The sequence below is a fragment of the Helicobacter sp. T3_23-1056 genome (genome assembly GCF_053654535.1).
Genome location: NZ_JBSIUU010000016.1, coordinates 45,423 through 60,305, shown reverse-complemented (window position 1 = coordinate 60,305; position 14,883 = coordinate 45,423). Strand labels below are relative to the sequence as shown.

General features: G+C 36.4%; 14 protein-coding genes. All 14 read right to left on the bottom strand.

Annotated elements, in window-relative coordinates; genetic code table 11:
• Positions 1–3,483 (bottom strand): alpha/beta fold hydrolase (locus tag ACWIUO_RS09245; protein WP_454177614.1); only part of this gene is annotated, 3,483 nt, incomplete at its 3' end.
• A 1-nt stretch (position 3,484) separates the two neighbouring features.
• Entirely contained in the window at positions 3,485–3,991 is a 507-nt protein-coding gene (locus tag ACWIUO_RS09240; protein WP_454177613.1) for a hypothetical protein, read from the bottom strand.
• Between the two features lie 98 nt (positions 3,992–4,089).
• Positions 4,090–4,803, bottom strand: coding sequence for a hypothetical protein (locus ACWIUO_RS09235; RefSeq protein ID WP_454177612.1), 714 nt, complete (start codon positions 4,801–4,803; stop codon positions 4,090–4,092).
• 210 nt (positions 4,804–5,013) lie between these two features.
• Entirely contained in the window at positions 5,014–6,249 is a 1,236-nt protein-coding gene (locus ACWIUO_RS09230; protein WP_454177611.1) for a tetratricopeptide repeat protein, read from the bottom strand.
• 19 nt (positions 6,250–6,268) lie between these two features.
• A complete protein-coding gene (locus tag ACWIUO_RS09225; protein WP_454177610.1) occupies positions 6,269–6,934 on the bottom strand; it encodes a hypothetical protein in 666 nt (221 codons plus the stop codon).
• A gap of 151 nt (positions 6,935–7,085) precedes the next feature.
• Positions 7,086–7,832 carry a phosphoribosylanthranilate isomerase gene (locus ACWIUO_RS09220; protein WP_454177609.1) on the bottom strand — a complete coding sequence of 249 codons (747 nt, stop codon included), beginning with the start codon at positions 7,830–7,832 and terminating at the stop codon, positions 7,086–7,088.
• Between the two features lie 13 nt (positions 7,833–7,845).
• Complete coding sequence (locus ACWIUO_RS09215) at positions 7,846–8,403, bottom strand: hypothetical protein (RefSeq protein ID WP_454177608.1); 558 nt, start codon at positions 8,401–8,403, stop codon at positions 7,846–7,848.
• Positions 8,403–9,611 carry a restriction endonuclease subunit M gene (locus ACWIUO_RS09210; RefSeq protein WP_454177607.1) on the bottom strand — a complete coding sequence of 403 codons (1,209 nt, stop codon included), beginning with the start codon at positions 9,609–9,611 and terminating at the stop codon, positions 8,403–8,405. The genes ACWIUO_RS09215 and ACWIUO_RS09210 overlap by 1 nt, the downstream gene beginning before the upstream one ends.
• A gap of 130 nt (positions 9,612–9,741) precedes the next feature.
• On the bottom strand, positions 9,742–10,425 hold the full coding sequence (locus ACWIUO_RS09205) for a tetratricopeptide repeat protein (RefSeq protein ID WP_454177606.1): 684 nt from the start codon (positions 10,423–10,425) through the stop codon (positions 9,742–9,744).
• 26 nt (positions 10,426–10,451) lie between these two features.
• Positions 10,452–10,961 (bottom strand): hypothetical protein, encoded by a 510-nt coding sequence (locus ACWIUO_RS09200; RefSeq protein WP_454177605.1) that lies wholly within the window; start codon positions 10,959–10,961, stop codon positions 10,452–10,454.
• 71 nt (positions 10,962–11,032) lie between these two features.
• A complete protein-coding gene (locus ACWIUO_RS09195; RefSeq protein WP_454177604.1) occupies positions 11,033–11,704 on the bottom strand; it encodes a hypothetical protein in 672 nt (223 codons plus the stop codon).
• Between the two features lie 128 nt (positions 11,705–11,832).
• Positions 11,833–12,690 (bottom strand): hypothetical protein, encoded by an 858-nt coding sequence (locus tag ACWIUO_RS09190; RefSeq protein WP_454177603.1) that lies wholly within the window; start codon positions 12,688–12,690, stop codon positions 11,833–11,835.
• Positions 12,691–12,728: 38 nt separating this feature from the next.
• Complete coding sequence (locus ACWIUO_RS09185; RefSeq protein WP_454177602.1) at positions 12,729–13,691, bottom strand: hypothetical protein; 963 nt, start codon at positions 13,689–13,691, stop codon at positions 12,729–12,731.
• A 104-nt stretch (positions 13,692–13,795) separates the two neighbouring features.
• A complete protein-coding gene (mqnP, locus tag ACWIUO_RS09180; protein WP_454177601.1) occupies positions 13,796–14,794 on the bottom strand; it encodes a menaquinone biosynthesis prenyltransferase MqnP in 999 nt (332 codons plus the stop codon).
• Positions 14,795–14,883 lie beyond the last annotated feature (89 nt).

Below are 14,883 nucleotides of genomic sequence, written 5' to 3'. Positions count from 1 at the left end.
GTAACTAAAATGCTTTTTGTCATAAATGTGCGTTAATGATTCTAGGACAGATTCTAAGACATTATTGTTAGCCAAATCATTTGGAAAATCATCGTTGCTTATAGAATCAAAGCTAATATCTAGTGATTTATTTGCATTATAAAAATTAGCTTGGCTAGATATAGTAACTTCACTAGATTTTCTACTCTCATAAATGCTAGGCGTAAAGTAAAACTCATCTAACCCATCATAAGCAGTGATAATGGATAGAGTAGGAATACTAAAATCTACATTAGATTCTAAGGCTTCTTTAGATTCTGCATTATTATTACTTGGCTTTGGAGATTGAATCTTTAGCGTATTTGGCTTTGGGGTGCAAATTATTGGGAATCCTTTATCACTAAATACACCACTCACGCATAAATCCTGCATTATAGGATAATCATCATTATATTTTTTTAATCCCCTTGCATTTGGGAGAATCAACGCTACTTGAGTGCAAGGACTAGGAATCCCTGCAAGATTGTTAGGGCAATTTAAGATAGGAGAGTAAAGCAAATCAGATTCTAGCATTATGGGCGAATCTTTGCTAGAATCATCTTTTGTTTTTGCTTTTATGGTTTTGCCTATGTTTGAAGTAAGTTTGACTTGTCCTCCGTGAGTGCACTTTAGCTCATCGCATTCTAATATAGGGCAAAGCAATGCTGTGCTAATGCTAGGCGTGCTAGATTGTATCTGTGCTTTGTCTCTTTGGGCTTGCTCATTTTGTTGAATCGCTTTAGATTCTTTGCTTTTGCATTCTAATTTGATATTTAGGCTAGAATCTAAAATTGAGTAATTTAAGATTGTAAGTTTATGGTTGTTTAGGAATACTTGGAGGGTTTGAGCAGAATCGTTTGAATCATTTGAATCTAAATCCACTTCATCACATTCTAAATAATAAATAGGCTTTGATTCGTCTAAATCGTTGTTTGAATCTGTATTGGTTGAATCATTTGAATCTCTTGCACTTGAATCTGAATCTGAATCATTTGCATTAGAGTTATTGAAGTTTGGATTATTGTTTGAACCTAAATCCCCAAAGAAACATTCACTATATGGCATAGTGGATTCTGTGCCACCATTTAGCAAGATAGAATAAAGAAATATTTGTGTATTTGCAGAGTGCAAAGAATCTAAAGAGATTCCATATTCACTATAATTTTTGACTAACTCATAAATATCAATTATCGTATTATGCTTTGTAAAAATATCGATTTTAGTTTGATTGTTTTTGTTGTAAATGTGGATAAGATTGCTCATTGAGGGTTTGGAATCTAAATTAGCATTTAGATTTGTATCAATGCTAGAATCTAATCGCGAATCTAGATTAGATTTTGCTCGATTTGCATTTGGTTTTAATGCCAAACCACTTGAATCTAAAAATATAATCGTGCTTGTTTTACCATTATTTTGTAAGATTAAGTCATTTGTGGAATTAGCTTTTTGATTAAAACTATCTTGCTTTTGAGATTCTCTTATTTTTGTCTTTTGCTCTTTTTGAATCTCGTTTAATATTGCCTCTCTTTGTTTAGAATCTAAATCTTTTAATTCCACATTTATAGAATCTATCTCTTGTTTTTGTGCTTGTGCTTTTTGCTCTTTTATTTGCATTATGGATTTGTAGAGGGCTTTACGCGAATCTAAATAAGAATCGCTTAATGATTCTTTGTTTGTAATAAATGAGAGATAAAAAGATGAGTTGTAGCCAAAGTTTTTTATAATTAGATTTTCATTTAGCATTGTGTGATTTGTTGAGTTTAGCACGACTAGTGGATTGCAATGATAAAGGCAGTAGAAATATCCTAAATTTGCATTATCTTGCAAATCTTGCAGGGTAATAGAATCTATGTTGCTAAAATCTGCAAATGTATAGTAAGCGTTATACGATTGCAATGCTTGTAGTATCTCATAAAAATTATAATCTTGCCATAAATCTTTTTGCAAAAATTGCAATGCGATTTGATTAGCTAAAATAGCATTATGTGCTTGATATTGTATATAAAGTGAATCTTGATAATTTGCATAAGATTTTGCAAATGAGCGTAGTTCGTCTTTATAAGACATATAATGCTTGTTGTATATTTCTTTGTGTTGATTATATATTATTAAGTCATCATTATATTGGTTCATTTTCGCTGTGTAGTTTTCTAATGCTTGTATTTCTAGCTTGGAAAATCCATTACTATTTGAAGCTACCATTACTTTTCTTGGCTCTTTTGGCAAAGAGTTGGTTTGTAAATAAGCAATAGATTCTTGTAAATCTTTGGAAGGTTTTGGCATAGATGGAGGAATTAGATTGTGGCTAATGATATTTGGCATTGGTGGTGTTAGTTTTACGCCAAAATCAAATAATATTTTTTCTAAAAAGTTTAGCTCGTTTTCTTTGTCTTTTTGTATTTTTTGGTTGAAATCAAGTAATGTTTTAGATTTATTTGCGTTTAAGTAGTTTATGGCAATTTGTAGTTGGGCGATTGTAGGAGCTAAAAAATGTGAACCCCAAAAAGTATCCACATTTATTAAATACATTTTACCCTGTATATCGTTGCCTAAAAATTGAATGACATTTTTATGATAATAATTATTGTCTGCTATTGAATCATCATCGGTTTTTATGTGGTGAATGTTATCAATAACAAGTGGGGGAGGTAATTTATCTCCATAGTTTTTAATGTTTGTTTTTAAGACATTTATCACACTATCATATTTATGTAATTTATTTGGTAAGTTATCAATAGCTACTGATACAACAGGATTTATATTATACTTTATTAGAAATTTTATAAAATCCGCCAATAAACCCACCGCATTGTAAGTATAGGCTTCTTTTACTATATTAGGATACATAAAGCAAAAGGCTTGTGCTAAATATCCACCTAAAGAATGCCCCACAACAACCAATTTTTTATCACCTATTTTTTGTTTAATAATTTCCTCATAAAATTGTGCGAGTTCATAACATTGCAATGGAATATCATTTTTAGCCAAAACTATATCTGTTATTATGTCTTTTATCCCTATTTCTGTCCCACGAATCGCCAAAATCTTTTGATTAGCATTGTTTGTATCCTCAAACAAAGTAGCCGAAAATCCGTTGGTGGTATTTGGCTGGTGGGCTAGAATCTTAAAACGATTTACAAAATCGATTGTGCGTTTTGATAGTTTAAAATCAAGCGTAACAGCAGAAATGTCATTATTTGCGATTTTGTCTTTGGTGCTAAAGCAAGTATCTGTAAAAGGCATACACCAATCATCTACTTTATCATTATTAAATCGTGCTTCAATAGCCCTTGCGTAAGTAGAGTTTTGTCCATTAAATGTATCGCCTAGTTTTTGTGCATCTTGCAATTTGCCGTAAAATACATAATTCAGCATCGCATAACTCGCATCTGCGCAATTTGCGTAATCCAAAAATTTAATTACTAAACTTAAATCCGCTTCGTGCGTGCGTATGTCGTGTTTCATCTTAAAATCCTCTTTGTTTTACGCTGTGTTGTTCATATAGAAAATTATCCCAATATTCACAGGTTCTTAAATCTTTGGTGTCTATCCAAAATCCTGCACCCTCATCACCCTTCAAAAATAATCCGCTATAAGTATATTTATAATATGTTGAAGTTGAATAGTGTGTGTTTTTATAATAATCCTCTGAAATAGTTTTGATTAAACCCCATTTATTATATACTTCATTTGATTTTCTTTTAAAATATCCAAAACAAATTTTTTCTTTTAATGTTTCATCATAAAAACATCCATTATCATCTGTTTCGATGAATGTTTTATTTTTTTCAATTTCAAAAAAATATTTATTATGAATCACTATTTCACTATCTACCCTACTACACAATTTCCTAAACTCATAATACTGCGGGTCAATAAGTTTAAATGAGCAACCACCTGCTAAAAATATTATCAAAAATAGTGAGCTTAAAATAGATAATGCAATCTTTATCGTATTTTTTATTTTAACCATATTCTATCCTTAAACACAATAATCCAACATATCATAACTAGCATCTGCGCAATTTGCATAATCTTTAATGTTATCAATTAGCTTTTTATTTGCATTGCTCATTGTATTGCTTCATCTTGCATATTATCTACATAAAAAACATTATCGCCAATTCTTTTGATAAACTTCCTAAAATCTATCCAAAATCCAGCACCCTCATCGCCACCTACCCATATTCCTAATTGCTCGAATCTAAATCCTTTTCTCTCTGCGATAATATGCGTATTTAGATTAGAATCCTTATAGTAATATTTCTCATTTATGAAAGAATGTATCCCTAAACTTACGCGCTTATAGTGAATCTCATCGCTAACGCATTTGTAATAAAGCACATTAACGCACACATATTCATAGCCATTAGAGAGTTTGTGTGGGAATTGCCTATCTAACTCATCGCTGATAAAATTAAATCGCGCCCCATTTAGTGCCCTTTCTTTAAAAAAATCTTTGTCGGCGTTTCCCCATTTTGTATGCGTTATAAAAAATTCTTCGGTGCTTACTATGAAATCAATATATTTTTCTTTTTCTTTTTCCCATTTTTTATTTTCGCCTCTTTTGATTTCATCGTCCATTTCTTGGCTGACATTTGCGCGATTTTGGTTGATTGCTAAAATTTCATCATATAATTTTTTGTCATAGACATACCAACCGCTTTTACTTGCCACCAAATACCCAAATAAATAATAATCACAAATTATCCACAAAATAAACACCAACGCAAAAAATGCCAAGATTCGCTTAAATGTAATTTTTGATTTTAATGTTCGTAGCATTTATTTTTCCTTTTTATTTGGTGGCGACTAATACATAAAACATAAACACCAATAACGCCAAAAAAATATAGTATTTTAAAAATCCGCTCTCCCCTAGTGTGGCTATTTATCTTGCCAATTTGCCCCCTTTTAGAATCGCAAAATTTAAAAGCGCGATTGTAGCGAAAAATTTGTAGATTTAGGCGAATCATTTTTGCACTTCGTTATTGTTTATTTCATCGAATCAATTCTGTCTTTTATTTTATCTAAATCTTTAAGGGCTTTGCAGGCTTCGTTTTGCCAATTAAATGGTGATTCCCATCCATCTTTTCTTTGGCAATCTCTAGTGGCGATTTGCAAGGCTTTGTCAAAATAAAGTTGCGCCTTTTGCTTATCTTTTGATAATTCATTACCTAACCCAAAATAATGCAATTCTGCTAACTGCGCACAGCCCAAATAGCTACCCAAATCACAGGCTTTTTTGGCGTATGCTATGCCTTTTTTTCTTTTTTCTCTTTTGTCTGCATCGACTTTTTTGGGCTGTTTATTTGGGTTTGGGATTGGTGTCAATTTTCGCCCTAGCACCGCACACGCTGTTGCATAACCACTATCGCAGCTTTTTTGTAAAATCTTTATGCCTTTATCCTCATTCTCTGCAATAAAAATGATTACACCCTTTGCTACGCAGTATTTGCCTTCGCCTTCATTGCACAAATTGCTAATAGTTAGCAAAATCTCATCGCAATGCTTGGCATATTTTTTCATACAATCATTAAAATACTCCAACTCCCAACTAAAACTATACGCTAAATATTCCCAATCATCCGCGATTTTTGGCAGATACTTTGAATCTATGTCGATGCGCAATGGCTCATACCGATAGCGAATCATCTCACAAGCTGTCTTTTCTCCCCTTTGGCAGTCTCTTGTGGCGGTTTGCAGGGCTTTGTCAAAATAGAGTTTTATTTGCTTTTTGTCTAAATGCTGAAATTCGCCATAAAAATAGCGCGAAACGATAATACCGCAACTTGACGAAAAGCCTAAATCACAGGCTTTTTGAAAATATGGCAATGACTTTTTTGCTCCCGCTTGTATTTCGTAAAATTCGCCAAGTGCTAGACAAGCTTCTGATTGGTTGCTATCGCATTGCTGTCTTAATGTCGCTATGATTTTATCTAACGCTTTTTTATCGCGAAGTGATTCATAAATCCTATAAAGCGCAATGCAGTATTTTGACCCGCCATAAGCGCATAAACTCTCCCAATCTGCCAAAATTTTGGCGCAATTTTGTGTGCTATTTTGCGTTGTATAGCAAGAATCTAATGCTTGTTTTTTGTGCTCAACCTCATCGCCTTGCATAAAATCCATCATTTCCCATTCGCTTGAAGTTTGGTGCGAATCTTTTGAATCTTGTGCGATTGTGTATCCCAAAAACACCACCAAAATCATAAATGCTAATTTTTTCATTTTTGCCCCTTAAATCATTTTATGAATCCGACACTTCAATCCGCGCTGTGTTTGAAGTGCGAATCGCCTTTGTGCGAATCGTAGCGATAAATAATAGCACAGATAATGCTACCGCAATTATTGCTTTTAGAAAGATAAAGATTGCTATCAATTTTATTGCATTTTCAATAGTTAGTGGAATGTCAAAAAATAGCAAAGTTGACAACAAAAAATTAAATATCATCTCAACCACATACACATAAAACGCCCACAAAAAGAGCTTTTCATTGCAAATAAATGCGATTTCTTTAAGCAATTTTTGCGCAAAATAAACGCACCCGATAAATCCTGCAAGCGACATCACAAGCCCGATAGGTAGTATAAATACTACTAGTATCGAAAACGGAATTATAACAAAACTACCTATGCTATATACGACACTCATCACAAAAAGCAATATATATCGCTTAAATAGCGTGGTGCTTTGCGAGATTTTATGCAATGCAAAAATGATATGAAATGGCACAATCAAAATAACTAGCGCACATATTAGCTGTATAATTCTAAAAACAGCTAATATTACCGCATTGTCGTATAATGGAATAGGGAAGCCATTTATTGAACGCAAAATTACAAATGCAATAAAACACGCCAAACTAACGCAAATTTCGATTTTTAGGATTTTAAGATTTGGGATAAGATTCATAAGGACTTCCTTTGTTTTGTAAATTTAAAAACGCGATTGTAGCGAAAATTTAATGGATTTATGCGAATCGTAATCTATGGAGAATCCAAAATCACGCCAAATAAAATCCGCGCTTTGTCGCTATAAATCCGCTATGAATCCACTATGAATCTTATTTAGATTCGCCACTAGCGCGGAGGGTTTTGATGATTTGCTGCATTTTTTTAAAATTTTTTTTGCCTTCGCTTTCAATCCCGCTTGAAATGTCAATCGCATAAGGATTGAGCGACATTGCGCGGGGCAGATTGTCCGCGTTTATCCCACCCGCGAGAAAAAAGCGCGAAGCAAAATTATGCGTAAAATCACGCAAATCCCGCGAATCCAAACCCTGCGAATCCTGCAAATCCAAATCGCGCGAATCTGTATTGTTTGATTTCGCGCCTTGCAAATTGCGCGAATCGTGCAATTTCCCCTCCAAAATCTCCCACTCAAACGCCACTCCACTACCCGCCTTTGCGCTATCTAGTAGGATAAAATCCGCGCTTGATTTTAACGCCAAATTTAACGAATGCAAGTCGCGCATTTTGATAGCTTTGATAATGGGCGTGATTGTGCCACAATCTTTTTGCAACGATTCGCGCAATGCGCTAATATAGGCGTTATTTTCATTGCCGTGAAGTTGCACTATGTCGATGATTTTACTTTGCACCGCTTCGCAAACGCGCTCCACAGGGCTATCTACAAACACTCCCACCGCTTTGATTTGCGAATTTAGTCGCGCTTTTAGCTCCCCTGCCAAAGCAAAATCCACAAATCGCTTGGATTGCCTCGCAAACACAAAGCCCACAAAATCGGGCATTAGCGCGTTTGCAAACTCAATATCACACTCCCTAAACAACCCGCAAAATTTGATTTTCATTTATTGCCTTGAATCATTGCTTTGACTTCAAACTTTTCTTAATGCTCTTTTTATCAAGTCCCATTTTGGCATAAAATAGTGCGACAACTTCCTCGCGGGTTTTTACCTCTATCATTTGCTCTTTTTTAAAATCCCATTTATATCCCGCGCCTGTGCCACGCTCCCCGCGATTGTGCAACTTGCTAAAATCAATCTCGCTAATTTTTTCTAACCGCATATAAAGATTATCAGGTGCAACACCGATAAAGCAGATAAAATCGCAATTTGGCGTGTTTTTGATATGTTCGTTTTGAAATTTATCATTCACATCAAGGCTTGAAGTTTTTACTTCCACGCGAATATCGTTGATTTTTATATCCCAATCGCCTTGGTCGCCGTCTTGATAGGCAAGTGAAATATTGCGCTCTTTGCTAAAAATATCGCGCAAAAGCCTTTCGCCAAAACTCCCGCGCTTATCGATTTGCAAGTGGCGAATCCGTGCGTATTTGCTCGTGCTTTTCCATTTTGAAGTCGCATTTACTTCGCGCTCAATCTCGCTAAATACGGCATTTGCAATCTCTAAAATATCCATTACATTAAGCCCTTATCATAAAATCCCTTTTCAATCAACGCCTTTTCGATAAGCGAAGTGCGCAAATTTAGGCTAGAATTTGTCCCTAAAAAGCTAGTTTGCACCCAATCGATTGATTCTAGTGCGGATTTTACACGCGCCCTATCTTGTGGATTTTCACGCAAAATCACAATGCCATAACCGCGCCTATGTGGGAGCGATTCAAAGTCATAGTAGATTTTCATCTGTGGTTTGCCAGCAGAGTGAAAGCAAGTGCTAGGCAAATACAAATCGCATTTATACAGCATTGCCTTGTTGCGTGTGCTAGAGCTACTCCCGCCATCGCTTAGTGAGTAGATTTTGATAAAGTCTTTGCAGGTTTTATGCGCGTTAGATTGTATATTTAGCGTTTTATTGTCAAGCAATTTTTTATGCGCCCAAATTTGAAAAAGTGTCGCCACTTCGACTTCCTTGCCGTTTGGATACACAAAGCTATTTAGCGGGAGTTTTTCGCTATGGACTAGCTCATAGTTTTTCACGCGCTTTTTTGGGCTTCCCTTGCCATCGCTATCAAAAAGCGGAGGCAGTATAAACGCCACAAAATCCGCACCATTTTGCAAATCCTTATAATCCCCAAAATCCCCTGCGTGATTGATAAATCTTAGTGCGAGATTCCCACGCAGTCCAAAAGGTGGATTGCCAAGCACGATATATTTTTGGCGTGAATCTTTTGGGGTAAATCCTAAAAAATTCTCACACAAAATGCCTTTGTTTTCATACTCTTTTTTGTCCTCCAAATCAATGCCGATTCGCCTATCTTTTGGCATTAGATTAAAAAAGCTCAAATCCCCACAGCTAGGCTCTATAAATGTGTATTTGCTAGAATTTAATTTGTGAAAATTTAAGAATTTCAAAAATGATTCAAAGCAATATTTTGCCACTTCTTTTTTGGTAAAAAATTCATTGTGTGAGCGAAAATCCACCTTTTGCAAGTTGTATTTGTTGCCAAGCAAAAAGTTTAAATCATAGAGATATTCATTTGGGATTTTTTGTGTTGCCTCCCAGCGTTTGAGAGTGCCTGTGTGCAAGTATAATTTATCAGCGATAGATTTTAGCGAATGTGATGAGCGAAGTTCGTTATACACGCTTGTGGCACTCATCGCAGGCGTTGGAGGGTTTGTAGGATTTGTAGTATTTATGTTAGTCTGGCTAGTCGCAGTTGCGCTCATTTTGTGCCTTTTGTGTGATAAATTTTAATCAAAAATTATAGCCAAAAATTTTTTCAGAAAAAATAAACAACCCACAAAATTTGATTTTCATTTATTGCCTTTTATGTTGCATTCGCGCCTGTGAAACAGCTTACTTTGATTGCTTTTGAAGTGATTCATATTTTTGACAACTATCCTTAAAATTTCTATAAGGCTTGCAGACTCTTTTATAATTTTCCTTTGCTTGTGTGAGGTTTTTTGGTGTGCCTTTACCGCTTTCTTGTAGCTCGGCTAGATTATAAAATGGTCTAGGGTCGTCTAATTCAAAATCTTCGCTTAAATCAATCGCTTTTTGATAATATTTCACCGCTAATGCAAAATCCTGTTTTGTGCCATCGCCACGCTTATAAAAACTTGCAACACTATTGCAAGCTGAAATACTACTTGGGGAATCTTCAAAATTATCGCAGACTTTTTGATGAAGCGCAAATGACTTGTCAAACTGCTTATTTTGCGCATAATATGCCCCTAAATTATAACAGCCTCTAGCCACTTCTTTTATATTTGGTGATTGTGAATCACACGATTTAGCCCAATACTGCGCCGCTTTGTCGCTATGCCCTGCAAGGTGATATATAGCCCCTATCCACGAGCAACTTTCGTCTTTGCCACATTCCGCCACGCTTGGCAAGCCGTTGTCAATGAGCTTTTGACAAGAATCTTTATCGTGATTTCGGCAATTTTTTGTCATAATGTATTCTTGCATTGAATCTAACTGCTCGGCACTAAGCGATACGCACGCTAATGTTGCTAAAATGATGAGTAAAAATTTCATTTGCTTTATCCTTTAAAATTTAAAAATCAATCTTTTTGCCGAATGTCAAAAAAGTCCTCATCTTTGCTCTCAATCTTGCGTAGCGGGATATAATAAGTCATCGCAACGCGAAAAAGTATTATAAAAATAAACACGCCAAAAAGACAATACCAAAAAAAGTTTTCTCTACTATCTATTGCATTGATTGTTTGCAAAAGTTGCGAGTTTATCTGCTCTACTGTGTCTCCAAAAGAACGAGATTGCGCTTTGTATTGCATATACATTTTTTCTGCGAAGTTTGGTTCTTTTGCAGTGAGCTTAGAAATCCACCGCCATATTGGCTCAATAGCGATTGCCACCACCACAGCACATAAAAATACAATGCTCTCTAACCCCACTACCCCATTGCACCACGCCGTTTTAAATTTGGATTTATATCGTGTTTTGCATTTTTTACACTCGATAATCCCGCCATTAATCACACTTTGATACACAGAGAGTGTCTCAAATTTGTTTAGATTCTCTCCGCACGCTTCGCATTTTGTGCTAAATCCCATTGTTTTGTTCCTTTGCGTTTTTTAAATTTTAAAAGCGATATTGTAGCCCAAAATCGCTTAAAATTTAGCGTTTATTCCTTGCACTTGCCATTTTTATAGCATTGCTTTTCAAGATTTTCTCTAAAGGACTGATTTACCGCACTTATAGGGATAAGCACGGATTTGTTTTTGTCATCGCGTGGTTGGCGATAAAAAATATCCGTTTTATCAAGCACAAACTGCCCTGCTCCATCACCCTCCTTAAAATACTCCCTGCTATACTGATAGAGATAAAAATCATCATCGATGAATTTATAGGTGGTGTAGGTTTTATTCACATTTCTATCCCTAAAATGGTCAAAGACTATGGTAAAATACGCGCCCTTAAAGTCTATACGCGCTTCCTCGTTGATGCCTTTGCTACAAATCACATTTGTATCGGCTCTGTTTGGCAAGTATTCAAATATAGCGGCACAATGGGCCTTGTCTTTCGCCCTATATTCCTTGCCATAATTCATCTCATACGCTTCTACAAGGGCAAAGCCATATTTTTTGCCTGAGAATTTTTTGTCTTCAGCAACGAGTGTGAGCGTTTGATAATCCACCTCATAATCTACCAATTCTATGGTTTGATTTCTTAGATATTCTATGACTTTATCCATAGCGCAAACCTCATTGCAAACTGCCTTTGAATCTGCCTTTGCATTTACCGCCCCAAACGCCAAAAGCGCGATTAGCGCAAAAAATTTACCTACATTTTTCATTTGTTACCCCTTTTAAATTTTAAAGATTTGCTATTGTAGCAGATTTGATTTTATAATTTTAAAAGCGATATTGTAGCGAAATCTAGCATTTAGATTCTCGCGCTTACAAAAAAACTTTCACACAACCCCTAGACGCATTGATAGTGTAGCTTGATAAGCCACACATCATTGCCTACTTGCTTGAAATAATAGCCATAGCATTCATCATATTCAAAAAGCATTCGGCTAGAATCTGCCCAAGTGATACGCCCATAATTCCACACATATATCTTTCCACCTCCGCCATTTGATTCTCCCATCTCAAATGTGCTAAATGACTTTATCACTTTATCATAGTCATCGCCAGCTTCTTTTTTTAGTTTTTCTCGCTCACTTTTGCTTATTGCAAATGTTATTTTTGCCCCATCATCATAGTCGATAAACGCGGAATAATCCTTGCGAGGCATTATAGGGGGGAATATTTTGTTTGCAGCATCTAAAGGGACAAAATGATAATGCACTAAAAAACCAGGAAAATCCACATAATGTATAATCTCTTTACGCAACTTTGCATACACTTTGTCAATGGTAGTGCGCGGATATATTGTCGCTGATACAATGGCGTCTATATATCCGTATTTTTTATAGTATTCACTCAAAAGCACCACTTCTTTGGGGAAAATCTCGCTTGTAGCATAAGAGATGATTTTGCTTCCATTATCCCATTCTGTGCGCAATATACGCGATTTATCAGCGAGGATTGTATCAAGGGATTGCATTAAAATAAGCGCGTATTTTCTACCCACCTTTTTGCGAAACTCCCTATCAACGCACATTTTTTGCGATGCGAGCTGTGGAGTAAGCCCATTTTCATAAAATTCCTTAAGCGGTGTGTCAGTCATAAAGCACCCGCTAGTCGCCATTTCGCTAGGAAAAGCATTGAGTGAGATGAGATTCCCAAACGCCAAAAGCGCGATTAGCGCAAAGATTTTGCCTACATTTTTCATTTTTGTCCCCTTTCTTGCTTTAATGCCTTAAACCCCCGCTATTTTTGGACTTCGTTTGGAATTTTAGCAAGTATGTTTTCTAAAGACTTCATTCCGTCTTCGTAATTTATCACAATATTGCATATTTCATAATGGCTATTGCGCTTTGTGGCGTTTGTCGCATTAGGATTCTCACAGGTTTTTTGTTTATAATGCTCTATGATAGAAATGGATTGCTTAAGCCTATGAAAAGTATCCTCTAAATCGATTTTATACTTACTTAGTTGCTTTAAGCTATCCTCATCGCAAAGCCAACCGCATTCATCATCTTGCGCCTTGTGATTCTCGCGCTCACATTCTTTGGCTGGGTCGCAAGTTTGGCTTTCGCAGTTATCTTTTTTATCCTTTGCTTTGTTATCTTTGTTATCCTCTATGGTAAATTCTATCCATTTGTTTTTTATGCTAATGTGTTGCCCCTTATTTTTGGAGCGCAAACCATATCTATGGTCATCATATATGTCCTTATATTTCTCCTCATACTGCGCGATAAAGACTTCATAGTCGTGCTTAAATACACCCTTTGGCATATAGGCATAGACATAGAGCGGGATTTTGTCTTTATACTCAGCGATTAGCACTTCGCCATTTGGAGAGATTTCCGCGCCTATGCCATCTGCATAGCCATTTTTGCATTCTCCGTCCCAGTAAGTTTTTGATTTATTTTTGGCGATTTTTAGCTTTTCTTTTAGCGGTTTTTCCACTCGCTGCGAAAACCCCTCCTCATCTCTCCCCCAATCTAACTCAAATATAAGTGCGAGTTTGCAATCTTCCCTGCCCTTAGAATCCACAAAAATCGGTCGTTCATCATTTGGGATAGATTCTGCCTGTGCTTCTTGTGCTTGTATCTGTGCTATGATATTTTGCGTAGCCTCGCTATCTTTCGCGCAACCGCTAAAAAACACGCCACCCCCGCAAAATCCCACCGCCATAAAAACTACAATCCTTGATAATGTGCCTTTCATTTGCGTTATCCTTAATGTTTAAAATTTAAAATGCCATTGTAGCGAATATAGTAAAATGTGGAATGCAAAATCTTACCACGCACAGCTTGTTTTGCCACATTTTTTTATAATGCATTGGCGTTAATAAGAGAATCCACCACCACAAAAGCTAGCAAAATAAATCCCAAATAACCATTTGTTACAAAAAATGCTTTTGGGATATTTGCAAAATCTTTGCCTACCAAATACTGCTCATAGCACAGCATAAGTGCGCTTATGGCAATCCCCACAAAGCCTAGCACGCCAAGCCCTGCTAGCACGCCAAACCACACCCAAAGCATAACGGCAAGCAGATGAAAACCCCTTGAAAACATAAGCGCGCCTTTTACCCCAAAGCGCGAAGGCACGGAAAAAAGCCCCTCTTTTTTATCCATCTCAATATCTTGCAAAGAATACAAAATATCAAATCCAGCCACCCAAAACGCCACTCCGCACGCCAAAACCACACTCCACGCAGTGATTTGCCCAGATACGGCGATTACGCCTGCTATGGGGGCTAGTCCTAGCGAGATGCCAAGCACCAAATGCGCTAAAGAGCTAAATCGTTTCATCAAGCTATATCCACCCAAAACCACCAAAAATGGCACGCTTAACGCTAATGCTAAGTCATTGATAAAATAGCTTGTGGCTATAAAACCGAGCGCATTTATCGCACAAAAAATCGCCACATACACGCTAGAGATTCTGCCATCTACGCTTGGGCGAGAAGTGGTGCGCGGATTTCGCGCATCGATATGCCTATCGCAAAAGCGATTAAACGCCATTGCGAAGTTTCGCGCTGTGATAAGGGCTAGAGCGCATAAAAAAAATGTCCCCCACCCTACCCAAATGCTAGAATTGCGCTGCACGCTAGCCACACACATCGCAATCAATATAAAAGACGCGCTAAAAATCGTATGTTTAAAGGCTACTAGCTCGCTAAAATTCGATATTTGAGCGATAAGATTTTGGAAAAAAGATAGTTTTGCGGGGGGGGGTTTTGTGGTTTTTGATTTGGTAGTGGAATCTATGTTAGATTTTGTGGATTCCATAGATTTTGTAGATTCTGTGGTGTTTGTATTCATTATCTTGCCTTATGTTGCATTGGATTGTTGCATTTAGATTTTGTATTTTTGCGCTTTTTTGCACAGCATAATAGCTTGTGATTATTTAA

Excerpts from the sequence above, each read along its gene's own strand:
- ACWIUO_RS09240 (WP_454177613.1), bottom strand. The coding sequence starts at position 3,991 with ATGGTTAAAATAAAAAATACGATAAAGATTGCATTATCTATTTTAAGC.
- ACWIUO_RS09235 (WP_454177612.1), bottom strand. The coding sequence starts at position 4,803 with ATGCTACGAACATTAAAATCAAAAATTACATTTAAGCGAATCTTGGCA.
- ACWIUO_RS09230 (WP_454177611.1), bottom strand. The coding sequence starts at position 6,249 with ATGAAAAAATTAGCATTTATGATTTTGGTGGTGTTTTTGGGATACACA.
- ACWIUO_RS09225 (WP_454177610.1), bottom strand. The coding sequence starts at position 6,934 with ATGAATCTTATCCCAAATCTTAAAATCCTAAAAATCGAAATTTGCGTT.
- ACWIUO_RS09220 (WP_454177609.1), bottom strand. The coding sequence starts at position 7,832 with ATGAAAATCAAATTTTGCGGGTTGTTTAGGGAGTGTGATATTGAGTTT.
- ACWIUO_RS09215 (WP_454177608.1), bottom strand. The coding sequence starts at position 8,403 with ATGGATATTTTAGAGATTGCAAATGCCGTATTTAGCGAGATTGAGCGC.
- ACWIUO_RS09210 (WP_454177607.1), bottom strand. The coding sequence starts at position 9,611 with ATGAGCGCAACTGCGACTAGCCAGACTAACATAAATACTACAAATCCT.
- ACWIUO_RS09205 (WP_454177606.1), bottom strand. The coding sequence starts at position 10,425 with ATGAAATTTTTACTCATCATTTTAGCAACATTAGCGTGCGTATCGCTT.
- ACWIUO_RS09200 (WP_454177605.1), bottom strand. The coding sequence starts at position 10,961 with ATGGGATTTAGCACAAAATGCGAAGCGTGCGGAGAGAATCTAAACAAA.
- ACWIUO_RS09195 (WP_454177604.1), bottom strand. The coding sequence starts at position 11,704 with ATGAAAAATGTAGGTAAATTTTTTGCGCTAATCGCGCTTTTGGCGTTT.
- ACWIUO_RS09190 (WP_454177603.1), bottom strand. The coding sequence starts at position 12,690 with ATGAAAAATGTAGGCAAAATCTTTGCGCTAATCGCGCTTTTGGCGTTT.
- ACWIUO_RS09185 (WP_454177602.1), bottom strand. The coding sequence starts at position 13,691 with ATGAAAGGCACATTATCAAGGATTGTAGTTTTTATGGCGGTGGGATTT.
- mqnP (WP_454177601.1), bottom strand. The coding sequence starts at position 14,794 with ATGAATACAAACACCACAGAATCTACAAAATCTATGGAATCCACAAAA.